Here is a 24006-nt window from a genome sequence, read left to right as displayed (position 1 = left end):
ACTTCTCAGCCGAGGTCGAGGTAGACCTTGTCGCCTTCGATGCGGACCGGATAGGTGCGGATGCCTTCGGTCAGCGGGGCGCACATCGCCGCGCCGTTGCGGATGTCGAACCTGCCCTGGTGGAGCGGGCATTCGATCTCGTGTCCTTCAAGAAAGCCGTCGCACAGGCGCGCATGGCCATGCGTGCAAATGTTGTCGGTTGCATAGACGTCGCCGTCGACGCCATACAGGGCGATTTCCTTGCCCTCCACGGCCACGGCGATCACATCGTCCTGCGGGACGCTGGACAGCAGCGCTGCCTCGATCCAGGTTTCAGTCATGAATGGCTCCTGCTAGATGGGGTAGATCAGCGAGTTGGGGATCATCTCGCTATCGAACACGCAGATGCGCGACGCGAAGCGCCAGCCCTCGGGCGTGCGCACGATGGTGTCGAGGTAGCGGCCGGCGTTGTACACATCGGTCATCTGGTCCGGCTTGGTGCGCAGCACGGCATAGTTGGCCTCGGCCACGATCCTGTCGGCACCGGCCTCCCGGATCAGGGGCGCCCCGACGATGTGGCGCTGGTAGTAGGGATCGTGGAACAGCGTCTCCCGGATGCCGTAGATGCGGTCCTTCAGCATTCCCTTGCCCTCGAGCGACAGCGTGGCGAGCGGCAACCCGCGTTCGTGGTTCTCGCGCGGCTGGACCCGGTAGAGGCAGTCGTCGGTGAAGAACTCCGGCCAGCGGTCCCATTCGCCGTTGTCCACGGCGCTGGTGTAGTCGGCGTACAGCGCGAGCAGCGCGTAGTAGTCGGTAAAGTCCATGGCTTCAGACCTCCATCACCTTGCGCCAGTAGGCGTACATGCCGCGGATCAGGGTCTCGGTGACCATGTGTTCGGTGTTCTCGGCGGTCTTGCCGCCCAGTTCGGCAATCACGCGATGCCAGGGCTTCTGGGAGAAGCCTTCCTGCGAGCATTCGATGGCTTCGCCGTCGTCGGCTGACACGAAGCCGGCGGGCCCGAAGAGATTGGCCTGGCGCAGCCGGCGCCGCGTCATGTCCTCGGTGTCGTCCTCGAAGCCGAAGTGCGTCCAGACGAAGTCGAAGGAGTCTGGGCCGTTGGGCTGGATATGGCGCGTGGACACCGAATTGACCTGCTGCTGGAAGATCACGCTCGGGAAGACCGTCATCATCACCGCGGTTGGCTCGCCCCACCACGGCTCGTGGACGATGTCGAGGATGCGGTCGTCGTGCAGGGCCATCTGGTCCTTGAAGCTGGACACGCCGGAGGTCACGTCGCTCTTGCCGCCCTGGCCGCGGGTCGACACCATCGCGGCATGGCGGAACTCGGCATCCATCACCAGGCGGGCCTTGTTGTCCGCGCGCCAGAGCCCGAACGTGACAAACCACGTATGCAGCAGCCCGGGGTGGTAGGGGTCCTTGATGTTCTCCTGCATCAGCTTCCAGTTGCCCGGAATGCGCTGCTTGTTGTAGCCGAGGACCTTCAGCTTGCGGCCATTGAACAGCCGGTCGAAGTAGCCGAGGATGTCCGGCCCGAGGTAGTCCTCGAGCGAAGGGACGTCATGGTCGAACGAGGCGAACACCACCCCGCCGCGCGTGGCGACCTTCAGCTGCGTGAGCCCGTGCTCCTGCGGCCTGAAGTCGGCGGGCATGCCCCCGTTGACCTTGCCGTCCTGCTTGACGCCACGACGCAATGGCACCCCTTGCAGGTTGCCCTTCAGGTCATAGTTCCACTGGTGGTAGGGGCAGTGGAAATCCTTCCGGTTCCCGCTGCGCTCGCGGCAGAACTTCATGCCGCGATGGGCGCATACGTTCTCGATGACGTTGATGTCGCCGTCCTGGTCGCGCACCAGGATCACGGACCGCTCGCCAAGCGTGGTGCGCTTGAAGTCGCCGGGATGCGGGATCTCGGCCTCCAGGCCGACATAGTTCCAGTGACCCTGGTAGAAGCAGCGTTCGAGCTCGCGCTGGTAAAGCTGCGCGTCGGTATAGACGCGGAACGGGATGCGGCTGATGCTGTCGTCGGCCCACACTGGGCGGTCTTCATGGGAGGCTGTTGCCATGGCGGTTTCCATAGAGCGAACGGAGTCCGCGCGCGGGCCCGGTGGGCCTGTGCGGCGTCTGTGTGCTTGGGGTGACTTCAGGGGGGATTCCCCGGGGCGGGCTATCGCCAGGGAAGGGCGGGATTCATGGGGCGTCTCCGTATGTGCCTATGTCTTTTCGTATGGGAAGGATCATCGGACATCGACCGCAATAAACCAATAGAATCCCGGCTATAGTTGATATTCACGGAATCAATAAAGGTGCGCGATGGAACTGAAGGACGTCGACCTGAACCTGCTCGTCGTGTTCGATCAGCTGTTGCGGCAGGGGACCGTTTCCGGCACGGCCAGGGCCATGAACCTGAGCCAGCCGGCAGTCAGCAACGCGTTGGCACGCCTGCGGACCCTGCTGGGCGACCAGCTCTTTGTACGAAGCAGCAAGGGAATGCTGCCGACACCACTTGCGCAGGAACTGGCCGAGCCGGTCGGCCATGCGCTGGAATCGCTGCAGGCAACGCTCAGCCGCAAGATGACTTTCGATCCTCTGCGCAGCGAGCGCGCATTCCGGATCGCCATGACGGATATCGGCGAGGTGCACTTCATTCCGCCGCTGATGGGTGCGCTCGGGCAACGGGCGCCGGGCGTGACCGTGACCACGGTGCGCAATACGGCGGTCGACCTGGCGGCCGAGATGAGCCAGGGCAAGATCGACCTTGCTGTCGGCCACCTGCCTGAACTCAGTACGGAATTTTTTCAGCGGCGCCTGTTCCGCCAGCGCTACGTCTGCCTGTTCCGTCCCGGCCACGCGATGGACAAGAAGAAGGTCAGCATGCGGGACTTCGAAGCCGCCGAGCATGTCGTGGTCACGGCGGCGGGAACGGGGCATGCGCGCGTCGACGAGCTGCTGGCCCAGGGCGGCGTAAAGCGCAGCATCCGGCTGCGCGTCCCGCACTTCGTGGCACTGGCGGACATCATTGCCACCACCGACCTGGTTGCCACCGTGACCTGGACGTTTGCGGAACGGTGTGCCAAGTATTTCGGGCTCAGGTATGTCAATCATCCGTTCGCGCTGCCGGCCATCCAGATCAACCTGTTCTGGCATGCCCGATATCATCGCGACCCTGCGAATCAGTGGCTGCGCAACGAGTTTATTGAATTGTTTTCGGAATAGGGCCTCGGCTGAAAGCGAGTACGATTCGCATCCTGCATTTAGTACTATGTCTGGCACTTACGCTTGAGTTTCGGGGCAATCGAGAAAATGGACAGCGCTTCCCGAAGTCGTGGAAATTGTCGTTGATTGGTATGCGCAGGCTTGTGCCTGGAATCTCGGGAGCGGCAGTCCGAAAGGCACAACGGTGCGGTGGCGAAGCCGACGCAACGTGCTCTCCAGTCTAGTTCAGCGAACCCGTCGGGCCAACCCGGAATCCCGTGCGGCAACGAACCGACGGACTGAACCGCGGCTCCGCGCCGAAGTAGATGTCGACTGATGCGTCGGCATTGCGCTGCAGCCCTCGCCGGGAAGGGCGCGGGGTGCCGCCACGCTGCGCTAACGTGGCACCCCTGCCACCTCGATCAGCGCATCGACCACCACCACGCCGTCGGCGCTCGCCATCACCGGGTTGAGATCGACCGAGCGGATCGTGCCGCCGGCCGCGTGGACCAGTTGGCCGACTTGCACCGCCAGCCGGCACAGCGCGGCGATGTCGACCGCCGGCTCGTTGCGCACGCCGCGCAGCAGCGGCGCGATGCGCAGGCTGTCCACAGCGCGGGCGACATCGGCTTCGCTGCACGGCGCCAGCAGCACGGCGGTGTCGCGCAAGGTCTCGACATACTTGCCGCCGTCGCCGACCACCAGCACCGCGCCGAATACGGGATCCCAGTGCGCGCCGATCATGCATTCGCGCTGGCCGCGCGACATGCGCGCGATGACGATGCCTTCGCAATGCGCGTCCATGGCCTGCAGCGTTCGCATCTGGGCGCTGAACGCACGCGCTACTGCCTCCGGATCATTGCAGTGCAGGGCGACCAGCCCGTGCTCGCTCTTGTGCGGCACCTGGGGCGAGCTCGCCTTGACGGCAACCGGCGCGCCGATGCGCTGCCACGCGGCCACGGCGGCGTCGACGTCGTGGCAAAGATAGTGTTCGACCACCGGCACGCCTGCCGCGGCGAGACGCGCCAGGCTGGCGGCTTCGCTCAGCGTCGTGCCTTTCACCGGTGACGCCGGCACGGCAGGTGCAGCGGGTAGCGGCGGCTCGCCCTCGGCCGCGATCTGCCGCAGCCGCTGCTGGTGCGAGACCAGTTGCGAGAACGCTGCCAGCGCTTGCGCCGCGCAGGCGTAGGTCGGCACGTTGGCCTGCCGGAAGGCATCGGCCACCGGCGCTTGCCATACGGCGACCGCGATGGGCTTGCCCGCGGTGTCGGCAAACGCGGCGGCGTCGCGGGCAAAGCGCGGCACGTCGTAGCCCATGCCGGAGACGGGGATATCGAGCAGGAACAGGTCGGCGGCGGGATCGCGCGCCACCACCGGCAGCACCTCGCCGAACAGCGCGCTGTTGGTGAGCAGTGCGGCGGTGACATCGACCGGGTTGGCGGTGGCGGCGAAACCTGGCAGGCGCTCCGCCAGCGCGGCCTGCGTGGCATCGGACAGCGGCGCCAGCGCCAGGCCGGACGACGGCGCTGCATCGGCGGCCATCACGCAGCTCGCGCCGGAGTTGCTGACGACCACCAGCCGCCTTCCCCCGGCTTGCCAGCCGCGCAGGTACATCGGCGCGCAGCGTGCCAGCGCATGCGCATCGTCGACGCGCCAGATGCCGTGGCGCTGCAGGAAGGCATCGACCGCGCGGTCCTCGTTGGCGATGGCGCCGGTGTGCGACGCGGCGGCGCGCTGCCCGTCCTGCGAGCGGCCGGCCTTGGCCGCCACCACCGGCACGTTGCGCGCCCGCGCCACGCGCGCCGCCTCGGCCAGCATCTCGGGGTCGGTCAGGCTTTCCAGGTACAGCAGCACCAGCCGCACGCCAGGATCGTGCGCCACCGCCAGTGCCAGCTCGCCGACGGTGATGTCGGCCTGGTTGCCGGTGGCATGCACGTGGCGCACGCCGATGCCCTGGCCGCGCAGCAGACCATAGACCATCGCCGCCACGCCGCCGCTCTGGCTGACCACGGCGACCGGGCCATCCTGCGGCGGCACCTCGATGAACATGGTCGAAAAGCTGGCGATGGCGCCGCTGCCGAAATTGGCCAGCCCCTGGCTGTTGGGACCAACCAGCCGCAGCCCGCTGGCGCGCGCGGCGCGCACCATCTCGTCCTGCTGGCGCCGGCCTTCGGCACCGCCCTCGCCGAAGCCCGATGCGATCACGATGGCCGCCGCCACGCCCAGCCGCGCGCAGTCCCGCACGGCCTGCACGGCGGCATCTCCGGCGACGATGATGATGGCGAGTTCGGGGACTTCGGGCAGCGCGTCCAGCGTGGGACAGGCGCGCAGGCCCTGGATGGTGTCGCGCTGCGGGTTGACCGGGTAGAGCGTGCCGGCGTAGCCGTGCGCCTTCATGTAGTGGATGGGGCGGCCGCCGATCTTGTGGATATTGTCGGAGGCGCCGATCACGGCGATGGAGCGGGGAGCGAGCAGTGACTGGAGGGGAGCGGTCATGACAGGGGCCGTGGGGTATGCGTGAGCTATGCGTAGGGGATCAGTCGATGGTGGCGCCGGATGCCTTGACGACCCGGGCCCATTTGTCGATTTCGTGTTCGAGGAACCGCGCGGTGGCCGGTGGCGAGGTTGATGGCATGCGCGGTGGTGGCCACCAGCAGCGTGTAGCCGTCGGGCGCGGCCCGGGCCGCTGCCTCGGCGCCGATATTGCCGCCGGCGCCGGGGCGGTTCTCCACCACCAGCGGCTGGCCGAGCTTGTCCGAGAGCTTCTGGCCGACCACGCGCGCAACGATGTCGGTGGGGCCGCCGGGCGGGTAGGGCACCACCAGCCGGATCGGCTTGACGGGGAAGGACTGCGCCAGCGCTGGCGGCATAAATGCCGCGGACAAGGCGAGGCAGGAAAGCAGGGCGAGCGCGTGCCGCCGGGATCGATTCGGTGCCAAGGGGATTCTCCGGTTGTGGGTGCCGGCTGGGATGGAGGCGGACGCGCGCCGGCTGGCGCCGGAAGGCGCTATTCGCGCAGGAAACGCAGCAGCGTCCCTTCGCCGAAGCGCAGGAAGCCTGCGCGCACGCGCTCGCCGATCGCCACGCCGGGCTCGGCATGGCCCATCACGCGCGGGCCTTCGTCCAGCGTGGCCAGCACCAGCGTGTAGGGCGCCAGCGCGCGGAAGGCCTCGGCCGGGGCGCGGCTGATCTCGGTGACCGCATACACCGTGGCCAGCCCGCCGGCATCGCGCCAGCGCAACTGCAGGCTGCCGCAGGCGCGGCAGGCGTGCCGTTCCAGCGGCTGCCAGGCTCCGCAGTCGTCGCAACACTGGTAGCGCACCACGCCGGCATCGAGTCCGTCGGTATAGGGATGGCTCATGGCGCGGCCTCCAGCACCAGGCTGACATGCGACGACAGCACGCCACCGTCGGCATGGAACAGCGCGCGGCGGCGCTTGCTCAGTTGACGTTCCCCGGCGCGGCCCGCGAGCTGGCGCGCGGCTTCGGCAAGATGCATCAGGCCGCCTGCCGCGCCGGAATGGCCGAACGCAAGCAGCCCGCCATGCGTGTTGAGCGGCAGCGCGCCGGCGCGGCTGAAATCGCCGGCTTGCAGGCGCGCGTGCGCTTGCCCGCGCGGCGCCAGTCCGAGTTCTTCCAGCAGCATGACCAGCGTGATGGTGAACGAGTCGTAGATCGCGAGGCAGTCGATGCCGTCCACGCTGCCGCCCGCCTCGGCGAAGGCGTACTGCGCGGCCTCGGCGGCGCCGGTCTGCATCACGTCGTCGATGGCGCCCAGGTGCTGGTGCCGGTGTGCCTGCCCTGCGCCGGCGATGCGCACCGGCGTGCCCGCGCCGGGTTCCGCGGAAACGATCACCGCCACCGCGCCATCGGAAATCGGGCAGCAGTCGGACAGCCGCAGCGGCGTGGCGATCGGGCGGGCGGCGCGCGCCTGCGCGAGCGACAGCGGCTCGCGCAGGTGCGCATCCGGATGGCCGGCGGCATGCTCGCGCATCAGCACGGCAAAGCCGGACAGCGCATCGGCATCCATGCCGGTCTCATGCAGGTAGCGCGACGCCAGCAGCGCGTAGTAGGCCGGCACCGAGGCGCCGTTGGGCACCTCGGCATGCGGCTCGCCCACCTGCGCCAGCGTCTGGATCGACTGGTCACGGCTCTGGCCGCTGAGGCGGTTCTCGCCCGCCACCACCAGCACGTGGCGGCAGCGGCCGGCGCGCACCAGCTCATGCGCCAGCATGGCCATCACGCCGCCGGTGGCGCCGCCCGCGGCCACGCCGTGGGCGTAGGCGGGCGTGAGCGAGGCGTATTCGCAGAAGCGGTCGGCCAGCATCAGGTGCGGCAGCGTGGTGGCATAGCCGCACAGCACGCCGTCGATGCCGGCGCGCGCCAGCCCGGCATCGGCCAGCGCGGCATCGGCGGCCTGTGCCATCAGCGCCAGCGGCGTGCTGCCCTCGATGCGGCCGAAGCGGGTGTTGCCGCTGCCGCGCAGGTAGGTGGCGAGCATGTCAGTGCTTGAGCAGAGGGCATTGCGACTTCGATGCCGGCATGAAGGCCTGCTCGCCCGGTACTGTCGCCACCACCTTGTAGTAGTCCCATGGATACCGGGATTCGGCCGGCGTCTTCACCTCGAACAGGTACATGTCGTGGATCATGCGGCCGTCCTCGCGGATGCGGCCGTTCCTTGCGAAGAAGTCGTTGATCGGCAGCGACTTCATCTTCTTCATCACCGCCGCGGTCTCGTCGGTGCCCGCCGCCTGCACCGCCTTCAGGTAGTGCATCACCGACGAATACGCGCCGGCCTGGCTCATGTTGGGCATCTTCTTCAGCTTCTCGAAATAGCGGCGCGACCACGCGCGCGTGGCATCGTTCATGTCCCAGTAGAAGGCTTCGGTGAGCACCAGGCCGCCCGCGGTCTTCAGCCCGATGGCGTGGATATCGTTGATGTAGAGCAGCAGTCCCGCCATGCGCTGCGCGCCGTTGCGCGTGAGGCCGAACTCCGACGCCGCCTTGATCGCATTGATGGTGTCGCCGCCCGCATTGGCCAGTCCCACGACTTGCGCCTTGCTGGCCTGCGCCTGCAGCAGGTACGAGGCAAAGTCGCTGGCGCCGATCGGGTGGCGCGCGGCGCCCACCACCTTGCCGCCGGTTTCGTTGATCACCGCGGTGGCGGAGTCCTGCAGCGTATGCCCGAAAGCGTAGTCGGCGGTCAGGAAGAACCAGGTCTTGCCGCCGCGCTGCACCGTGGCGCGCGCGGTGGTATTGGCAAGCGCATAGGTGTCGTAGGCGTAGTGCACCGACACCGGCGTGCACAGGTCGTTGGTGATGCGCTCGGTGCCCGGCCCCGAGAACACCACGATGCGATTCTTCTGCTTCGCCACTTCCAGCACGGCCAGCGCTGGCGCCGAGGCGGCCACGTCGAGGATGGCATCGACATTGCCGGTGTCGTACCACTCGCGCGCCTTGTTGGCCGCGATATCGGCCTTGTTCTGGTGATCGACCACCACCAGCTCGATCTTCCTGCCCAGCACCTTGCCGCCGAAATCGTCGATGGCCATCTGCGCCGCGGTGGCGCTGCCGCGGCCGGTGACATCGGCGTACAGGCCGCTCATGTCGAGCAGCATGCCGATCTTGACCACGTCGTCGGAGATCGCAGTCTTGGGCTGTGCGTGCGCGGCGCCGCAGGCAAGCGCCGCGGCCAGGGCCAGGACGCCGGCGGCCCGGCGCTGGATCGAATGGCGAAGCTTCATGGTGTCTCCTCTGGCGTGTTGTGGTTCTTGTTTGGGCTAGACGGTAGCAATCGGCGTCACCGGCGACCCCACCGCCCCCGGCAGCCGCAGCGGCGGCGCGGTCAGCTGGAAGCGGGTGCGGCCATTGGCGCGCAGCCAGTCGGCCAGCTCGCGCAGGTACCACAGCTCGCCCAGCGGCAAGCCCAGCTTGAACAGGCAGTGGTGGTGCAGCGGCAGCAGCGGGTGGTGCCGGTCGCCATCGGGCGCGGGGCGGGCCGGGTAGCGCTCGACCGCGTAGTTGTCGGCGATCAGCGCGGCGATGCCGGCGTCGGTGATCCACTGCAGCAGGCGGTCGTCGCGGCCGTCTAGCGCACAGCAGCTGTGGTGCAGCACGGCTTCGTCGGGCTCGCGCTGCATCGACAGCACCACCTCGGCAAAGCCGGTGCGCAGCAGCAGCATGTCGCCGGGCTCGACCTCGGCCTTGCCGGCGTCCATGGCGCGCATCAGCTCGTCATAGCCGATGTTGCGGAAGTCCTGGCCGTACACGTGCGCCAGGTCCACCAGCACGCCGCGGCCCTGCATGCCCTTGACCGCGAAGTTCTCGATGCCAAGCGCCTGCGCGGCGCTGTGGTCGTGGCCGCAAGGGTGGGCGGCGAAGTGGTCGTCTTCGGCGTAATCCACCGGACCGACGATATGCTCGTTGGCGCGGAAGCCGTTGTAGTAGACGCGCTCGGGCCGCCCGTCGCCGTCGGCATCGAACAGCGCGCCCACGTGCGCCAGCGCATCCCACTGCGTGCTGTACTGCAGGCACATCAGCACCTGGTCGTCGCTGATCACGTCGGTGGCGGCGGGATCGACCTTGGCGAGCGGGAAGTTGAGGTAGGGGCTGTCGTCGCGAAATGTCGGGCGCAACTGCGGCGGGTGCCGGCGCGGGTTGAGCTTGTTGCCGCCCGGGTAGTCCAGCGGCAGCGACAGGCAGAAGCTGATGCCGGCCCGCACCTCGCGCGCGCCCTTGACGACCTGCTCGGGGCCGATCAGGTTGACGCGGCCGAGCTGGTCGTCGGGGCCGAAATCGCCCCAGTTGGAGCCTTGCGGACGTTGCTTCCAGCGCATGTCATGCCTCCTCTCGCGTACGTGGCCGGGTAGCCGGCCGTTGGATGTCGGGTTTGATATCTGGCTTCACGGCGGCGTGCGAGCGCCAGTGCTCGCAGATGGCGTCGGCCTCGCGCCGCAGTGCTCGCGCCATCGCGGCCTCGCGGCTGGTGATGCGATCGTTGAGCGCCGCAATGCTGATCGCGCCCAGCGGGTAGCCGTCGGGGCCGGGCAGGGCGATGGCGATGCCGCCCATGCGCTCGACCACGACGTCCAGCAATACGGCGTAGCCGCGCTCGCGCGTGGCCTGCACATGGCCCAGCAGCATGTCGCGGCTGAAGCGCGGGTAGCGCCGCATGGCCGGGGCGATGCCGTCGAGCACAGCGTCGACCTCGGCATCAGGCAGCGCGGCCAGCAGCGCCAGGCTGCCGGCGCCGATGCCCAGCGGCCGGCGGCTGCCGATGTCCAGGTAGTTGGCGCGGATCGGGAAGGTGCCCAGCCGCAATTCGATGCAGACCGATTCGCAGCCGCTCGGCACGGACAGGATGGCGCTGTCCTCGAAGGCATTGGCCAGCCGGATCAGCGCGGGGCGTACCAGCGGGCGCAGGTCGGTGCGCGCCAGCGTGGCGGCATGCAGCGCCAGCCATTCGCGCCCCGGCGTGAAGGCCTTGGTGGCGGGATCGCGCTCAACCAGTCCCTCGGCCGCCAGCGTTTCAAGCAGGCGCAGCGCCGAAGCCTTGTCGACGCCGGCGGCCAGCGCCAGATCGGTCAGGCGGCTGTTGCGGGCATCGGTCAGCGCGCGCAGCAGGCGGCAGGCTTTCTGCAGCGAGGTGCTCGGGGTGGTCACGGCGGCGGTCTCCTGGCCCGGTTTTCGTCACGTGAAACCGGTTGAAGCCGTTATAAGCCATCCGTCGCCGCCCGTCATTCTGCGTTGCCAAAAAGTTTTGCCGGATGAAATCAATGGCTGTCGGCGATTGGATAAACCATGGTTGTCGTACAACAATCGATGGAAATCAACAGATGTCAACGAAAAATTCGCGTCTATGCGGCAATTTAATGCAGGATATGATACATAGGCTACTCGAGTCAGGGTAAGACCGGACACAAGCTTGCGCCATAGCCTCTACAATGTCGTCAGACAACGTAACACATGACTGGCATACTGCCGTCCCCTGAAGAAAGCCTGCAATCATGAGCGAAGCGACTCCAGCACCGGCATCGCGCCCCCTCTACATCACGATGCACCCCGACGACAACGTCGCCATCGTCGCCAACGACGGCGGGCTGCCGGCCGGCGCCACGTTCCCCTGCGGCCTGACGCTGGTCGAAGGCGTGCCGCAGGGTCATAAGGTCGCATTGACGGACTTGCGCGAAGGCGACGAGGTGATCCGCTACAACGTCGTGATCGGCTACGCGTTGAAGGAGCTGCCGCGCGGCAGCTGGATCAACGAGCGCGTGATCCGCATGCCGGCCGCGCCGGAGCTGCACGACCTGCCGGTCGGCACGCGCGTCAGGCCGCTGCCGCCGCTGGAGGGCTACACCTTCGAGGGCTACCGCAATGCGGACGGCTCGGTCGGCACGCGCAATATCCTCGGCATCACCACCACCGTGCAGTGCGTGGAGGGCGTGGTCGAGTTTGCCGTGCGGCGCATCAAGGAAGAGCTGCTGCCGAAGTACCCCAACGTCGACGACGTGGTGGGCCTGGAGCACACCTACGGCTGTGGCGTGGCGATCGATGCGCCGGATGCCGGCATCCCCATCCGCACGATCCGCAATATCGCGCTGAACCCCAACTTCGGCGGGGAAGTGATGATCGTCAGCCTGGGCTGCGAAAAGCTGCAGCCCGCGCGGCTGGTCAGCGCCGGCACCATCCCGATCCAGAAGGAAGGCGAGCCCGACGTGGTCTGCCTGCAGGACGAGCAGCACGTCGGCTTTGCCTCGATGATCGAGTCGATCATGGCGACGGCCGAGAAGCACCTGCAGCGCCTGGACGCGCGCCGGCGCGAGACCTGTCCCGCGTCCGACCTGGTGGTGGGCGTGCAGTGCGGCGGCAGCGATGCCTTCTCGGGCGTTACCGCCAATCCCGCGGTGGGTTTTGCCACCGACCTGCTGGTGCGCGCCGGTGGCACAGTGATGTTCTCCGAGGTCACCGAGGTCCGCGACGGCATCGACCAGCTCACCGCGCGCGCGGCCACGCCCGAAGTGGCCGAGGCGCTGATGAAGCAGATGGCCTGGTACGACGCCTACCTCGAGAAAGGCAAGGTCGACCGCAGCGCCAACACCACGCCGGGCAACAAGAAGGGCGGCCTGTCCAATATCGTGGAAAAGGCGATGGGCTCGATCGTCAAGTCCGGCACCGGGCCGATCCATGGCGTCAGCGGACCGGGCGAGAAGGTCACGCAGAAGGGTTTGATCTATGCCGCCACGCCGGCGGGCGATTTTGTCTGCGGCACGCTGCAGCTGGCCGCCGGCATGAACCTGCACGTTTTCACTACCGGCCGCGGCACGCCGTATGGGCTGGCCGAGGTGCCGGTGATCAAGGTCTCGACCCGCAATGACCTGGCACGCCGCTGGCACGACCTGATGGACGTCAACGCCGGCCGCATCGCCACCGGCGAAGCCACCATCGAAGAGGTGGGCTGGGAGCTGTTCCACACGCTGCTGGCGGTGGCCAGCGGCAAGAAGTCATGGGCGGAACACTGGAAGATCAGGAACGCGCTGGTGCTGTTCAATCCGGCGCCGGTGACTTGAGGTATTGGCTGTCGGGTCTGTGATGGCGGCGGCTGCTATTCGCCACCGGGTGTAGCCGGCCAGCATATGTCATCCACCGTACCCCAGCCTGGAACACGATTGAGGCGCAAGGTGCCTCTCGAACCAGGCTATCGTGAGTGTTGCGACGTCTTCCAGGGCCTTGCGGTCTTCGAATCCTCGGCCATTCGTCGGGATGAGCCTCAACTGCCGCGGGCAATGCATTTGCTCAAACGCAAGATTGTTGATCTGAATGTTCTTTGGGTCGCCGCTTGCACATATCAGCAGCGCAGGGATATCGAGGCGCTGCAGGCTGGCGGCACCCGCGAGATCCGGTCGTCCTGCAACACAGGCCACCGCGCGAAGTTGTGCCTCGCCGTACGCGGCCGAGCGCAGGGCCGCAGCTGAGGCGGTGCCGGTACTAAGCAGGCCGACAGGGAGGTCTGCGCAGGGTGTTCCGCCGTGCAGGAAGCCCAGCGTCTGGTTCAACCTTGCCACCAGCTCATCGACATCCGACTCGGGCGCGTCGTCGAAGCGGCTGTCAGGCTGCAGGTCCACAAGCACGGTGGCGAATCCTTTCGCGCGTAGCTTGCGTGCCAGGTAATGACTGCGGACGTCGCGGCGTTCCGCGCCACCGGCATGAATCATCACCGCGACCCCGATGGGATTCGCGGCGGTTTCGAACATGACTCGCAGGCAAGTCGTCCCATATGGAACCAGCATCGCTCTGCTGATTGCCGGCACGCGCGCCTCCACCCCTGGCCGGGCATGGCCTGGGGATTGCACTGGCAGCATGGCTGTCACCTGCCGGACAAAATCGTCGGTGACCAGACTGAACTCGTGATAGAAATGCGCGAGATTTTCGATGGACTCCGGGGTATCCAGGCAGATGACTTCATCCACCAGCGCCCGGATCCTGTCCAGTCCCGCTCTTGAGGCGATCGGAAGCGCGCATATGAGTCGAGCGGGCTGCCGCTTGCGCAGGCGCGAGAGGGCCGCATACATCGTCGCGCCGCTCACCAGGCCGTCATCCACGACAATCACCACGCGACCGCCCGGATCCGCCTGCTTGCGAACCGGCTTATAGACCGCGCGCTGCCTGCGAAGCTGGTCGAACTGGGCGTCACGCTGTCGGCTGGCGTCGCCATGCGCATTCGCTTCGCCCGTGCACCACGTCATGCCTGTGTCGTCCAGCGCCATCCCTGGGGTGATGCGGCGCGCCATCACGAGATCGAATTCGGCGTCCAGCGCGTCGGCGACGACGCGCCCGACCGGCACTCCGCCACGAGGGATCGCCAGAACCAGGGCGCCGGTTCCCCGATACGCATGCAAGGCCCGCGCCAGTTCCGTTCCGGCATGTTCACGGGTCTGAAAACGTGTTTGATATGGGCGCATTCTAGAACTGAAGGAGAATCAACGATGAATCTGCAAGACCGCGGCGCCGGAAAGGCGGCCGTCACGCAGATCGGCCAAAGCCTCATTGGCCTGCTCAAGCGGATACGCGGTGGTGTGTGTATGCAGCAAGGTGCGGGCGGCGATCTCCATCAGCGCAATCCCGTCGGCGCGCGTCAGGTTGGCGACGGAACACAGGCGCCTCTCTTCCCAAAGCAGTTCGTAAGGCATGCCTGGGATATCGCTCATGTGGATGCCGCCGCAGACAACGGTGCCACCTTTATCGACGGCGCGTAGCGCTTTGGGCACCAGTGCGCCCACCGGCGCGAAAATCAGCGCGGCGTCCAGAGGCACCGGAGGCGGGAGGTCGCTCGAGCCGGCCCAGCACGCTCCAGTCTGGTATGCCAGTTGCTGGGCGCCCGTGTCGCCAGTGCGGGTGAAAGCGTAGACTTCCCGGCCTTGTGCCACGGCAATTTGCGAAACCAGGTGGGCGGCTGCGCCGAAGCCATAGATGCCGATGCGGCGTGTATCGGCGGCAGGCCCTGCCATGCGCAGCGTCCGGTAGCCGATCAGGCCGGCACAGAGCAGCGGGGCAGCGTGTTCGTCATCGTAGGCAGGCGGAATCCGAAAGCAATACCTGCTGTCTGCGACAACATATTCAGCGTAGCCGCCATCGCGCGTATAGCCCGTAAATAGCGGTGCATCGCAGAGGTTTTCGTGATGACGCTGGCAGTAGCGACAGTGGCCGCAGGTATGGCCAAGCCATGGCACACCCACGCGGTCGCCCGGCCCGAAGGCGGTGACACCCGCTCCGCAAGCATCCACCCGTCCAACGATCTCGTGTCCGGGGATGAGCGCCGGTTTGGGATGGCGCAGGTCGCCGTCTACGATATGCAGGTCGGTCCGGCATACGCCGCAGGCAGAAACAGCGATGCGTACCTCATCCGGCCCGGGCTCGGGGACTGGCCCGTGTACCAGGACCAAAGGCTGCCCCGCGCCTGCAAATTGCATGGCTCGCATGGTCTCGGGCATGCAGGTGTCCTTGTCGGTGCCCCGGCGTGGGGCGTCAGCCTTCGATTTCGCTGCGGACCAGCAAGACCGGCTTGGTTGTCTGGGCCAGTACGCCTTCCGCCACGCTGCCCATCAGCAGCCGCCTGACGCCGCGCCGCCCGTGCGTGCCCATGACAATCATGTCGGCATTCCAATTGTCGGCTTCGGTGGCGATGGTCGTGGAGATCCGCCCGGGAGCCACCGGCTTTTCGTCCAATTGCGCATGGCATCGGATTCCCGCCTGGCTGAGGCGTGCCGTCGCGGCGTCCAGTGCCTTGCGGCCGTACGAGATCTGCTGGTTCGCCAGTTCGCGGGGATCGAAATAGCCTGCCTCAAAGTACACATCGCTGTCATCGACCACAAACAACGCCTTGACTTCGGCGCCGGTGGCCGCGGCGATTGCGATGGCCTGGCTGAGCGCCAGGTCGGAGGAGTGGCTGCCGTCCACGGCGAGCAAGAGGCGCTGGTACATGCGATGCTCCTGTGAGATCGGACTGCATAGTCCCTGGGTCTGATGCATTCAGCCTAGGCGGCAGTGTTGGATGGAACTTGATATTGGTCAAACCAAGGCGCGGCCCCCCGCATCGTGAGCAGGCCGGTGCAGCGGCCAAGCGCTTGCCAGTTCCCATTCCTGGAGGCGGCGCCTTGGGGCGGTGCCGCCTGCTGCACCCGACAAGAATCCATGCATTGTCAGTGACAAGAGCGGCACTTGTTCAACTCGGGTGACGCTGGGGCACAGGTGGCGCAGACGGCGGCGATGCCGAATCCCGGGACGGAAAGAGGGCCCTGCCGCTTGCCCACTGCATGACGAAGGCCTGCATTGCGAGGATGTCACGCGGCCTCTGCATTGCCAGGAACTGTCTGGTGCATGCATGGGTGCCGGGAACGGCGCCATGGAACCATTGAAGGTTCCATTCCATCAGCGTCTCGAACTGTGAAAATGCTTTTTCGGAAAAGCACAGTACATCTGCCATACCCCTGAGGACTTCAAGATTGGCTTGCTGAGCCGCTGAAAGCTGGGCAAAGGGCAATCGATTCATGATCACGCTCCCGCATGTGAGCGCCACAGTCATCGGTTCGCAGTATGGCGCTCCGAGTGGAGACACTCCGGCAGAACCGGCTGGAGCCCCGCTCGAAAAATATGAAGCCCGACCCGTGCCTGTCCCGACTTGAGAATGCACCCCGGCCACGATCAAGCATCGCCATGGCTTCAAGAAGCAGGGGTACGCAATCCCGATGAGACAAACAACGGGGGGATGAGTCGCTATCCGAGGGGATTTCCGGAGCCGCCAGGCGCGTTAGTGCGCCCTTGGCCGGCTCCGGACTAATAGAGGCAGGCGAGACCTACGCCTTGGAGTGGCCGCTCGCTGTCGAGCCGGCGCGGAATCGTCATTGCAGCGCCCATTTGCGAGGGTTTGGCCGCAACTTGGGAAAACGGCAGCGCATGCATGCTTCGTGAGCACAAATTATCGAAAGCGCGCGCCGTGATGTCCATCGCTCAGTTCCTCTGAAGAAGATTGAAAACGAGGTTCAGGGCATCATATCCACTTCGCAAGGAAAGGGCAAACCACTCCGGGTCGATGCCGTGCTGGTGGCGGCGATAATGCCGGGCGGGTGGTTCGGCTCGTCTGCGCTAATGCGGCGATGGCAGCTGGATGCCGCTGAATGCCAGCGCCAGCCCACCGACAAGCACCAGGCTGAGCGCCCACACCACGTCGAGGTTGAACCAGCTGCGCGACACGAATTTAAGCCCGACATAGCGATAGACCAGCCAGGCCACCACGCCCCCGGTGGCGATCAAGGCCGCGGCATGCACGACGGACACGAGCAGCGCCATCGAGACATTGGCGCCCATCAGCGCGGCGGCGGCCTTGTGGCCGGCATCCTCGTCGGCGCGGCACAGCCCGAGATAGATCGGCACCAGCATCAGCCCGGCGCCATGCGCGATTGCCACGGCGAAGGACCATAGCGCCAGGCGCCCCGGCCGAATGCGCGCCAGCGAGCGCGGATGGCGGCGCCAGGCCAGCAGCGCCAGCCCCCAGCCGATCACCAGCAGCCCCGCGGCAAACTGCAGCGGCGCCTGCCAGCGGGCCACCATGGCCAGCACGCCGAACGGCAGCAAGACCGCGATCATCGCCAGCAGGTGGCCCAGCGCCAGCCATCCGAGCGCCGACACCACCGCGCGGTCCTGCCGCGCCAGCAACCCGTTCGACACGGCCAGCGGCCATCCCATCGCGGGATTCAGGCCGTGATAGATACCGCTGGCCAGGACCGCCGACCACAGGCCGGCATGCTCCCAGGAGAACGCCGTCAAGACCGGACCGACGGATAGCAGAACGAGTCAGTCGAGCAGTCGCCGCCTTCCAGCCGCACCTGGTGCGCGCGGTAGCCGTCGGGGAATTCCAGCCAGTAGTCATCGGCCAGCGCCAATCCGCCCTCCGGCTCGGCGCGCCCCATCACCTGCACGCCGGGCACGCCGTCTGGATAGAACTGGTTGTCCCAGGTGGAGTAGAGCGAGTTGGTCCAGTAAACGCGCTTGCCGTCGCGGCTGATCTCGACCATCTGCGGGCCGCCGGCGAAGGTCTTGCCGTTCGGATGCGGCGTGCGCCGTGCAATGCCGCCGAGATGGACCGAGCCCGACAACCGTGGCTTGCGCGGGTCGGTGACGTCGTACTGGCGCATCTCGCCGGTGCCCCAGCACGACACGTACAGGAATTTGTCGTCGAGCGACAGGTCGATGTCGGTGATCAGCGGCGGCACCGCGCCGAAGCCCTGCAGCAACGGCGGCAGCAGGTCGGCCGAGGCCGGCTCGGGCGGGATGGTCGCGGTCTTTTCCGCGTGGAACTTGCCGCCTTCGCGCCACCAGGTCCAGATCGAGCCTTCCAGGTTGGTGGTGTCGACCACCACGCCGACAAAGCCGTATTCCCGCACCGGATCGTGCGCGGGCCTGACTTCCAGCGCCATCTGGTGGTTGGCGCCCAGGTCGATGGTCTGCACATTGCGCCGCGCGCGCAGGTCCCAGAAGTGCAGCTTGTGGCCGTACTTGTTGGAGAGCAGGTCTTCGGCCACCAGGCCGTTCTCGAACTGCGGCGGCAAGGCCCACTCGCTCGACACCATGTAGTCGCGCGGCAGGTTCCACCAGAAGTCGTAGTGCTTCTCCTGCTCGCCGCGGTCGATTTCCCAGCGGCCGAGCACCTCGAAGGTCTCGCAGTCCATGATGAAGATGCCGGGGAACCCGTCGGTGCCGTCCTGCCCCGCGCCGCCGAGCGTGCTGACGTAGATCCCTTCGGGGCCGCAATGCACGGTGTGCGGCCGCGAGTAGCCGGTCTTGCCGATGATCTCGTCCGGCTCGATGATCTTGTGGATGCGCGCCTGCGTGGGATGCGGCTTGGTGTCGACGATATAGATGCGCGACGAGCGCATGCCGGGAATGATCAGGTAGCGCCGCTCCAGGAACGCGTGGCCGGTCAGCGGCGACAGCGCGGAGGAACAGGCATTCCAGCCGAAGTGGTGCAGCTCGTCGCCCTTGTTGGTCATCGGCACGGTATGCACCACCGTGCTGTAGGTGGGCGAGCCGGGCTTGACGTCGATCACGGCCAGTGCGTCGGGGCGCGAGCCGTCGGGGCTCAGCAGCAGGGTGTAGGCGAATTCTTCCGGCGGTGCGCTCATCGCGAGCTGGGGCGACGGGTAAAACGTGGGATCCGGCCGCATGTTCATGGTTAGCCCTCCTTGTTCTACGCCGGTCACATGCCGCGAGATCGCGCAGGCCGGCATGGCAGCGTCCGCGCACGGAAGTGGACTTCAAGCGTACTTAGCCTAGGTCGTTCTCTATCCCTAGTCAAACGGGCCGGCACGCCGCCGCAGGGCCGTTCTCGTCACGCTGGAGATGCGTGGCGCGTGGGCATGCGCCGGCCGCATGCGACTCAATGCGACTTGGCGCGCTTTAGCGTGCCTTGGCGCGCCTTAACGCACCGGCCGGATGCCGGCATCAAAGCGCGCCGCCAGCCCGTGGTCGCGGAACGCCGCTACCACGAAGTCGATGAACACGCGCGTCTTCGGCGGCAGCAGCGTCTTGTTCGGGTAGTACAGCGAGATCGGCCCGTTGTCGGCATGCCATCCGGGCAGCAGGCGCACCAGCGCACCGCTTTCCAGCCATCGCGCCGCATGCGGCGTCGGCAGCAGGGCCACGCCGTAGCCGAGCATGGCCGCGTGCGCCATTGCCTCGGGGTCGTCGAAGATCATGCGCGTGCGCTGCGTGACCGGTGCTTCTTCGCCCGACTCGCTGCGCAGCGTCCAGGTGCGCAGCCGGCCGGTCGGGCCCGAGCGCCGCACGATGCCGTCCAGCGCGGCCAGCTCGCCGGGGTGGCCCGGCATGGGCCTGCCCGCCATATAGGCGGGCGATGCGGTCGCGACGATGCAGGTCCGCGCCAGTTCGCGCGCCACCACGCCGTCGGTCAGTTCGATGCCGCCGCCGATGGCCGCGTCAAAACCGTCCTGGATCAGCTCCGCGGGGCGGTTGTCGAAATGCCAGTCCGGCACGATCGCCGGATAGCGCTGCAGGAACTCGCCCAGCAGCGGCACCAGGTGTTCGCGGCCGAAGGCGAGGGCCATGCTGACCTTGAGCGTGCCCGCTGGCTTGCCGGCGTCCTGCGAGGCGCTGGCAAAGGCATCGCGCAAGGTCGAGAACGGGTCCGAGACCTGCCGCAGGAACTGCTCGCCGCTGGCGGTCAGCGTCAGCTGGCGCGTGCTGCGCTGGAACAGCCGCAAGCCCAGGTGCGACTCCAGCCGCGCCACGTTCTTGCTGACCGCCGCTGGCGTCATGCCGAGCTGGCGTGCCGCCGCCGAAAAGCTGCCGGCTTCGGCACTCCGGACAAAGGATTCGAGCAGGTTCAGGGCTTCCATGGCCTCAGCTTATACCAACGGTTGAAAAAGCTGATGCCGGCTTGTGGCTAGCGAAGGGGCAATCCGCGAACGATACTGGGTTTGCCAACCAACCATTTCCCGGAGCATTCCATGGCCACCCTGACAGGAAAAACTGCATTCGTTACCGGCGGCGCCCGCGGCATCGGCGCGGCAATCGTGCGCCGGCTGGCGCGCGAAGGCGCCGCCGTCGCCTTCACCTACCAGAGCTCCGCGGCCGGCGCCAACGCGCTGGCGGCGGAAGTGGAAGCCGCCGGCGGACGCGCGCTGGCGTTTCAGGCCGACGCCGCGGACGCCGCCGCTCTGACCCGCGCCATCGACGACGCTGCGCGCCAGTTCGGCAAGCTTGACATCCTGGTCAACAACGCCGGCGTGCTGCGGCTGGGATCGGTCGAGACCCTGTCGCTGGAAGACTTCGACGAGACCCTGGCCGTCAATGTGCGCGCGGTGTTCGTGGCGGCCAGGGCGGCGCTGACGCACATGGGCGAGGGCGGCCGCATCATCAACATCGGCAGCACCAATGCCGAACGCATGCCGTTCCCCGGCGGCAGCGCGTATGCGATGAGCAAGTCCGCGCTGCTGGGGCTGGTGCAGGGCATGGCACGCGACCTGGGGCCGCGCGGCATCACCGTGAACAACATCCAGCCGGGACCGACCAATACCGACATGAACCCGGAAGCCGGGGATTTCGGCGCGGCGCTGCATAGCCTGATGGCGTTGCAGCGGCATGCCACGCCGGAGGAGATTGCCGGCATGGTGGCTTATGTCGCGGGTCCTGAAGCGGGCTTTGTCACTGGCGCCAGCCTGATGATCGACGGCGGTTTCAGCGCCTGAGCGCCAGGCAAGCAGGCCTTACGCTGGCCAGCCAGCACGCCGGCCCCACGCCGGCGTGCCTCAGTCTTTCGCCGCCTTGCGCAGTGCCGCGCTGACCTCGCCGTAGAAGCCCCGCAGCTTCTCCAGCTCCAGGTCCACCGGCTGCAGCGCCGGCCACAGCAGCGCCACCATGTCACGCGCGGTCTTCTCGATATCGACCTCGCGCTGCCGCGCGATCGCATCCCACAGGATGTGTTCCATCGGCCCCAGGATGGCCGAGCGCAGCAGGCTCAGCGGCAGGTCGCCACGGATCTCGCCATTGCTGCGCGCCCGCGCCAGCAGGTCCATCAGCGGCGCCGTATAGCGGCGCTGCAGCGGCAGGAACACCTCGCCCAGCCCGGGCCCCTTGGCCCGGCCTTCCGACAGCACCAGCGCGCACAGCCCGGTCCCCTGGATCAGGAACAGGCGCAGGTGCGTCTTCACGTAGAACTCCAGCTGCGCCTTGGTGGGCTGGCCGTGCGGCATGCCCTGTTCCAGCGTGCTGATGATCTCGTCGTACCAGTCTTCGATCACGCGCACGCACAGCTCGCGCTTGCCGTGGAAATAGGTAAAGACCGTCCCCTCGGAGACGCCCAGGCGCTGGGCGATCTCGGTGGTGGTGGCGCGCTCGTAGCCAAGCTCGGCGAACACGTCGCGGCTCACGCGCAGGATGTCGCGGATGCGCTGCTCGGCCTTGGCTCCGGCGGGAACGCGGCGCCGGGAACTGGTGTCTTCCATGTTGTCGGGGGTGTGGACGTCGGTCTCGTGGCGAGGATTATAGTGCGCCGCTCGCCAAAACTTGAGTAAAGCTCAAAATTAATATTGCGTTCTGCCTCCCGAGCGTGTACTTTTCACTCGTCGGCGCCACAGGCCGCACCGGCGGGCGAGGGCAGGTGCCGAAGGATTTAAGGGATTTCCCTGATGTGATGTCCCGCCAGCCCATCAAAGACAATGACCACGGCGTGAATTGAGTGATACTCACAAAACGCCGGGCGCACGGAACGCCACCGAGCTTTGGAGACCAGTATGACGATGCAGGGCGAGTCCCAATCCACCATCCTGCCCCTGGGCGGGCTGTCGCATGTACGAGGCGAAACCAATATCCCGCTGTCCGAGCAGACGGTGCCGGAGCTGCTGGCGCAGACCGTCGCCCGCTTTGCGCAGCGCTACGCGGTCGCCTTCCGCGAGCAGGGCGTGCGCTGGACCTGGCAGCAGTTCGCCGAGGCCATCGATGCGCTGGCGGCGGGGCTGCACGCGCTCGGCCTGGTCCGTGGCGACCGCGTCGGCATCTGGTCGCCCAACCGCGTGGAATGGGTGGTGACGCAGTTTGCCACCGCGCGGCTCGGGCTGGTGCTGGTCAATATCAACCCGGCCTACCGGCTGTCCGAGCTGGAGTACGCGCTGAACAAGGTTGGCGTCAAGGCCATCGTCGCGGCCGAGGCGTTCAAGACCTCGCGCTACCTGGAGATGCTGCAGGCGCTGGCGCCGGAACTCGCTACCAGCGAGCCGGGAGCGCTGCAGGCCGCGCGGCTGCCGTCGCTGCGCTGGGTGATCCGCATGGGCGCGGGCGAGACCCCGGGCATGATCCGCTATGACGACGTGGTGGCGCGTGGCGCCGGCGTGGGCCGCGAATCGCTCGACGCCATCACCGCGCAGCTCGACCGCAACGACCCGATCAACGTGCAGTTCACCAGCGGCACCACTGGCGCGCCCAAGGGCGCCACGCTGACGCACCGGAACATCGTCAACAACGCGCGCTTTATCGCCATGGCGATGCGCTTTACCGAGCAGGACAAGCTGTGCATCCCGGTGCCGTTCTACCACTGCTTCGGCATGGTGCTCGCGGTGCTGGCGTGCGTCTCGACCGGCGCAGCGATGGTGTTCCCGGGCGAAGCCTTCGAGCCGGAAGCCACCATGCAGGCCGTCAGCGAGGAACGCTGCACCGCGCTGCACGGCGTGCCGACCATGTTTATCGCGCAGCTCGACCATCCGCGCTTCGGCGACTATGACTTCTCTTCGCTGCGCACCGGCATCATGGCCGGCTCGCCGTGCCCGATCGAGACCATGAAGCGCGTGGTATCGCAGATGCATATGTCCGAGGTGACGATTGCCTACGGCATGACCGAGACCAGCCCGGTCTCGTTCCAGAGCAGCACCACCGATCCGCTGGACAAGCGCACCACCACCGTCGGCCGCATCCAGCCCCACCTGGAAGTCAAGGTGGTCGATGCCACCGGCGCCACGGTGCCGGTGGGCGAGAAGGGCGAGCTGTGCACGCGCGGCTACTCGGTGATGCTCGGCTACTGGGACGACGAAGCCCGCACCGCCGAAACCATCCGCGATGGCTGGATGCATACCGGCGATCTCGCCACCATCGACGAAGAGGGCTACTGCAATATCGTCGGCCGCGTGAAGGACATGCTGATCCGCGGTGGCGAGAACATCTACCCGCGCGAGATCGAGGAATTCCTGTTCCGCCATCCCAAGGTCCAGGCCGTGCAGGTGTTCGGCGTGCCGGACCAGAAGTATGGCGAGGAAGTGTGCGCGTGGATCGTGCTCAAGCCGGGCGAAAGCGCCACCGAGGAAGAGATCCGCGAGTTCTGCCGCAACCAGATCGCCCACTACAAGATCCCGCGCTACATCCGCTTCGTGAACGAGATGCCCCTGACGGTGACCGGCAAGGTGCAGAAGTTCGTGATGCGCGACCAGATGGTGCGCGACCTGAACCTCAGCGAATCCAAAACGGCCTGATCCCCACGCCGACATCGATTACCAGAACTTTCAAGACAACACTGCCATGACTACCTTGCCCGGCCTGAAATTCGACCTCGGCGAAGACATCGAGATGCTGCGCGATTCCGTGCGTACCTGGGCCCAGGCCGAGCTGGCCCCGCGCGCGGGGGAGATCGACCGCACCGACCAGTTCCCGATGGACGCCTGGAAGAAGATGGGCGACCTCGGCGTGCTCGGCATCACCGTGGCCGAGGAATACGGCGGCGCCAACATGGGCTACCTGGCGCACATGATCGCGATGGAAGAG

22 protein-coding genes and 1 pseudogene are annotated in these 24006 nt (G+C 66.8%); 5 read left to right on the top strand and 18 right to left on the bottom strand.

Going from position 1 to position 24006, the window contains the following annotated elements; all coding sequences use genetic code 11:
* Window positions 1–5: 5 nt before the first annotated feature.
* Genes E1J61_RS16645 through E1J61_RS16635 form a run of 3 tightly spaced genes read right to left on the bottom strand, consistent with a single transcriptional unit; the run spans window position 6 to window position 2061 of the window.
* Window positions 6–320, bottom strand: a complete 315-nt coding sequence (locus tag E1J61_RS16645) for a non-heme iron oxygenase ferredoxin subunit (protein ID WP_133095151.1) — start codon at window positions 318–320, stop codon at window positions 6–8.
* 12 nt (window positions 321–332) lie between these two features.
* A complete protein-coding gene (locus E1J61_RS16640) occupies window positions 333–803 on the bottom strand; it encodes an aromatic-ring-hydroxylating dioxygenase subunit beta (RefSeq protein ID WP_133095150.1) in 471 nt (156 codons plus the stop codon).
* 4 nt (window positions 804–807) lie between these two features.
* Complete coding sequence (locus tag E1J61_RS16635; protein WP_133095149.1) at window positions 808–2061, bottom strand: aromatic ring-hydroxylating dioxygenase subunit alpha; 1254 nt, start codon at window positions 2059–2061, stop codon at window positions 808–810.
* 247 nt (window positions 2062–2308) lie between these two features.
* On the opposite strand from E1J61_RS16635, the gene E1J61_RS16630 reads away from it, so the two are divergent.
* A complete protein-coding gene (locus tag E1J61_RS16630) occupies window positions 2309–3211 on the top strand; it encodes a LysR family transcriptional regulator (protein WP_133095148.1) in 903 nt (300 codons plus the stop codon).
* Window positions 3212–3586: 375 nt separating this feature from the next.
* Here E1J61_RS16630 and E1J61_RS16625 read toward each other — a convergent pair whose 3' ends face one another.
* The 7 genes and pseudogenes from E1J61_RS16625 to E1J61_RS16595 form a co-directional block, all read right to left on the bottom strand.
* Window positions 3587–5686, bottom strand: coding sequence for an acetate--CoA ligase family protein (locus E1J61_RS16625; protein ID WP_133095147.1), 2100 nt, complete (start codon window positions 5684–5686; stop codon window positions 3587–3589).
* A 128-nt stretch (window positions 5687–5814) separates the two neighbouring features.
* A pseudogene (locus E1J61_RS16620) lies at window positions 5815–6129 on the bottom strand (Bug family tripartite tricarboxylate transporter substrate binding protein); the annotation flags it as partial.
* A 68-nt stretch (window positions 6130–6197) separates the two neighbouring features.
* A complete protein-coding gene (locus E1J61_RS16615; RefSeq protein ID WP_133095146.1) occupies window positions 6198–6551 on the bottom strand; it encodes a Zn-ribbon domain-containing OB-fold protein in 354 nt (117 codons plus the stop codon).
* Window positions 6548–7690 (bottom strand): thiolase family protein, encoded by a 1143-nt coding sequence (locus tag E1J61_RS16610; RefSeq protein WP_133095145.1) that lies wholly within the window; start codon window positions 7688–7690, stop codon window positions 6548–6550. Before E1J61_RS16610 ends, E1J61_RS16615 begins: the two co-directional genes overlap by 4 nt.
* A 1-nt stretch (window position 7691) precedes the next feature.
* Window positions 7692–8933, bottom strand: coding sequence for an ABC transporter substrate-binding protein (locus E1J61_RS16605; protein ID WP_133095144.1), 1242 nt, complete (start codon window positions 8931–8933; stop codon window positions 7692–7694).
* 36 nt (window positions 8934–8969) lie between these two features.
* Window positions 8970–10025 carry a cyclase family protein gene (locus E1J61_RS16600; protein WP_133095143.1) on the bottom strand — a complete coding sequence of 352 codons (1056 nt, stop codon included), beginning with the start codon at window positions 10023–10025 and terminating at the stop codon, window positions 8970–8972.
* A gap of 1 nt (window position 10026) precedes the next feature.
* A complete protein-coding gene (locus tag E1J61_RS16595) occupies window positions 10027–10851 on the bottom strand; it encodes an IclR family transcriptional regulator (RefSeq protein WP_133095142.1) in 825 nt (274 codons plus the stop codon).
* 344 nt (window positions 10852–11195) lie between these two features.
* On the opposite strand from E1J61_RS16595, the gene garD reads away from it, so the two are divergent.
* On the top strand, window positions 11196–12755 hold the full coding sequence (gene garD, locus E1J61_RS16590; protein WP_133095141.1) for a galactarate dehydratase: 1560 nt from the start codon (window positions 11196–11198) through the stop codon (window positions 12753–12755).
* 69 nt (window positions 12756–12824) lie between these two features.
* Here garD and E1J61_RS16585 read toward each other — a convergent pair whose 3' ends face one another.
* The 7 genes from E1J61_RS16585 to E1J61_RS16555 all read right to left on the bottom strand — a co-directional run bounded on the left by E1J61_RS16585 (window position 12825) and on the right by E1J61_RS16555 (window position 20096).
* The gene (locus E1J61_RS16585) at window positions 12825–14147 is read right to left on the bottom strand and encodes a phosphoribosyltransferase family protein (protein ID WP_133095140.1); all 1323 of its coding nucleotides are present in this window, start codon (window positions 14145–14147) and stop codon (window positions 12825–12827) included.
* 18 nt (window positions 14148–14165) lie between these two features.
* Window positions 14166–15176: a zinc-dependent alcohol dehydrogenase family protein gene (locus E1J61_RS16580; protein WP_133095139.1), complete on the bottom strand. Its 1011-nt coding sequence runs from the start codon at window positions 15174–15176 to the stop codon at window positions 14166–14168.
* A 34-nt stretch (window positions 15177–15210) separates the two neighbouring features.
* Complete coding sequence (locus E1J61_RS16575; protein ID WP_133095138.1) at window positions 15211–15666, bottom strand: universal stress protein; 456 nt, start codon at window positions 15664–15666, stop codon at window positions 15211–15213.
* Between the two features lie 241 nt (window positions 15667–15907).
* Complete coding sequence (locus E1J61_RS37830; RefSeq protein WP_195431629.1) at window positions 15908–16234, bottom strand: hypothetical protein; 327 nt, start codon at window positions 16232–16234, stop codon at window positions 15908–15910.
* A 593-nt stretch (window positions 16235–16827) separates the two neighbouring features.
* Complete coding sequence (locus E1J61_RS16565; protein WP_133095137.1) at window positions 16828–17508, bottom strand: hypothetical protein; 681 nt, start codon at window positions 17506–17508, stop codon at window positions 16828–16830.
* Window positions 17505–18911, bottom strand: coding sequence for a selenium-binding protein SBP56-related protein (locus E1J61_RS16560; protein WP_133095136.1), 1407 nt, complete (start codon window positions 18909–18911; stop codon window positions 17505–17507). The genes E1J61_RS16565 and E1J61_RS16560 overlap by 4 nt, the downstream gene beginning before the upstream one ends.
* Window positions 18912–19157: 246 nt before the next feature.
* Window positions 19158–20096 carry a LysR family transcriptional regulator gene (locus E1J61_RS16555; protein WP_133095135.1) on the bottom strand — a complete coding sequence of 313 codons (939 nt, stop codon included), beginning with the start codon at window positions 20094–20096 and terminating at the stop codon, window positions 19158–19160.
* A 111-nt stretch (window positions 20097–20207) separates the two neighbouring features.
* On the opposite strand from E1J61_RS16555, the gene E1J61_RS16550 reads away from it, so the two are divergent.
* Window positions 20208–20948, top strand: coding sequence for an SDR family oxidoreductase (locus E1J61_RS16550; RefSeq protein WP_133095134.1), 741 nt, complete (start codon window positions 20208–20210; stop codon window positions 20946–20948).
* A gap of 60 nt (window positions 20949–21008) precedes the next feature.
* Here E1J61_RS16550 and E1J61_RS16545 read toward each other — a convergent pair whose 3' ends face one another.
* Window positions 21009–21704, bottom strand: a complete 696-nt coding sequence (locus tag E1J61_RS16545) for a TetR/AcrR family transcriptional regulator (protein WP_133095133.1) — start codon at window positions 21702–21704, stop codon at window positions 21009–21011.
* A 288-nt stretch (window positions 21705–21992) separates the two neighbouring features.
* Here E1J61_RS16545 and E1J61_RS16540 point away from each other — a divergent pair, with 288 nt between their 5' ends.
* The gene (locus E1J61_RS16540; RefSeq protein WP_133095132.1) at window positions 21993–23717 is read left to right on the top strand and encodes an AMP-binding protein; all 1725 of its coding nucleotides are present in this window, start codon (window positions 21993–21995) and stop codon (window positions 23715–23717) included.
* 46 nt (window positions 23718–23763) lie between these two features.
* Window positions 23764–24006 (top strand): acyl-CoA dehydrogenase family protein (locus E1J61_RS16535; RefSeq protein WP_207951221.1); only part of this gene is annotated, 243 nt, incomplete at its 3' end.

It is taken from the genome of Cupriavidus sp. L7L (assembly GCF_004353535.1).
Lineage (GTDB): Bacteria > Pseudomonadota > Gammaproteobacteria > Burkholderiales > Burkholderiaceae > Cupriavidus > Cupriavidus oxalaticus_A.
Note: the sequence above shows the minus strand (reverse complement) of the source record. Positions and strands in the feature narration are given on the sequence as shown.

What these genes read in the sequence shown, in the direction of transcription:
- E1J61_RS16645 (WP_133095151.1), bottom strand. Translation starts at nt 320, where the DNA reads ATGACTGAAACCTGGATCGAGGCAGCGCTGCTGTCCAGCGTCCCGCAG.
- E1J61_RS16640 (WP_133095150.1), bottom strand. Translation starts at nt 803, where the DNA reads ATGGACTTTACCGACTACTACGCGCTGCTCGCGCTGTACGCCGACTAC.
- E1J61_RS16635 (WP_133095149.1), bottom strand. Translation starts at nt 2,061, where the DNA reads ATGGCAACAGCCTCCCATGAAGACCGCCCAGTGTGGGCCGACGACAGC.
- E1J61_RS16630 (WP_133095148.1), top strand. Translation starts at nt 2,309, where the DNA reads ATGGAACTGAAGGACGTCGACCTGAACCTGCTCGTCGTGTTCGATCAG.
- E1J61_RS16625 (WP_133095147.1), bottom strand. Translation starts at nt 5,686, where the DNA reads ATGACCGCTCCCCTCCAGTCACTGCTCGCTCCCCGCTCCATCGCCGTG.
- E1J61_RS16615 (WP_133095146.1), bottom strand. Translation starts at nt 6,551, where the DNA reads ATGAGCCATCCCTATACCGACGGACTCGATGCCGGCGTGGTGCGCTAC.
- E1J61_RS16610 (WP_133095145.1), bottom strand. Translation starts at nt 7,690, where the DNA reads ATGCTCGCCACCTACCTGCGCGGCAGCGGCAACACCCGCTTCGGCCGC.
- E1J61_RS16605 (WP_133095144.1), bottom strand. Translation starts at nt 8,933, where the DNA reads ATGAAGCTTCGCCATTCGATCCAGCGCCGGGCCGCCGGCGTCCTGGCC.
- E1J61_RS16600 (WP_133095143.1), bottom strand. Translation starts at nt 10,025, where the DNA reads ATGCGCTGGAAGCAACGTCCGCAAGGCTCCAACTGGGGCGATTTCGGC.
- garD (WP_133095141.1), top strand. Translation starts at nt 11,196, where the DNA reads ATGAGCGAAGCGACTCCAGCACCGGCATCGCGCCCCCTCTACATCACG.
- E1J61_RS16585 (WP_133095140.1), bottom strand. Translation starts at nt 14,147, where the DNA reads ATGCGCCCATATCAAACACGTTTTCAGACCCGTGAACATGCCGGAACG.
- E1J61_RS16580 (WP_133095139.1), bottom strand. Translation starts at nt 15,176, where the DNA reads ATGCCCGAGACCATGCGAGCCATGCAATTTGCAGGCGCGGGGCAGCCT.
- E1J61_RS16575 (WP_133095138.1), bottom strand. Translation starts at nt 15,666, where the DNA reads ATGTACCAGCGCCTCTTGCTCGCCGTGGACGGCAGCCACTCCTCCGAC.
- E1J61_RS37830 (WP_195431629.1), bottom strand. Translation starts at nt 16,234, where the DNA reads ATGAATCGATTGCCCTTTGCCCAGCTTTCAGCGGCTCAGCAAGCCAAT.
- E1J61_RS16560 (WP_133095136.1), bottom strand. Translation starts at nt 18,911, where the DNA reads ATGAACATGCGGCCGGATCCCACGTTTTACCCGTCGCCCCAGCTCGCG.
- E1J61_RS16555 (WP_133095135.1), bottom strand. Translation starts at nt 20,096, where the DNA reads ATGGAAGCCCTGAACCTGCTCGAATCCTTTGTCCGGAGTGCCGAAGCC.
- E1J61_RS16550 (WP_133095134.1), top strand. Translation starts at nt 20,208, where the DNA reads ATGGCCACCCTGACAGGAAAAACTGCATTCGTTACCGGCGGCGCCCGC.
- E1J61_RS16545 (WP_133095133.1), bottom strand. Translation starts at nt 21,704, where the DNA reads ATGGAAGACACCAGTTCCCGGCGCCGCGTTCCCGCCGGAGCCAAGGCC.
- E1J61_RS16540 (WP_133095132.1), top strand. Translation starts at nt 21,993, where the DNA reads ATGACGATGCAGGGCGAGTCCCAATCCACCATCCTGCCCCTGGGCGGG.